The sequence below is a fragment of the Actinomadura sp. NBRC 104412 genome (assembly GCF_030269515.1).
GTDB lineage: Bacteria > Actinomycetota > Actinomycetes > Streptosporangiales > Streptosporangiaceae > Spirillospora.
The window spans coordinates 1-504 of the sequence record NZ_BSTM01000107.1; the positions used below are offsets into that span (position 1 = coordinate 1).

Genomic DNA, 504 nt, shown 5'->3' on the forward strand with positions numbered 1-504 from the left:
CCTGACGGGCCAGCTCGACCGCGCGACGCCGGAACTCGGGCGGGTGTGGTGACGGCATGGCGAACATCCTTCCTGATGATCGCCGATGACCTCAGGGCAAGTGTCCGGAGAGCGGGGGGAAGCTCACTTCCGAGTGCGGGCACTGCTCGACCCGCGGGATACGGAGTCGGCGAACATCACGAGTCCGTTGTCGCTGGAGGACTTCCTTGAGTACTAGAAACTCTGGTGAAAACCATCCATGGCCGAATCGATGCTGCGGACGAACCCGGTCTCGTCGATGCCGCGTACGGACGACAGCGTCAGCCGGAAGGAGGCGATGTGCTTCCCATCGGCCGGCAATAGCAGGTCAGGCTGGTGCAGGTTCCTCGCAGGTCGCAGTGAGCTTCCCCCCGCTCTCCGGACACTTGCCCTGAGGTCATCGGCGATCATCAGGAAGGATGTTCGCCATGCCGTCACCACACCCGCCCGAGTTCCGGCGTCGCGCGGTCGAGCTGGCCCGTCAGG

Annotated in this window: 1 protein-coding gene; it reads right to left on the reverse strand. The window is 64.7% G+C overall.

All coding sequences use genetic code 11. The features are described from left to right. Window positions 1-213: 213 nt before the first annotated feature. Window positions 214-504 (reverse strand): hypothetical protein (locus QSK21_RS35945; RefSeq protein WP_502871633.1); only part of this gene is annotated, 291 nt, incomplete at its 5' end.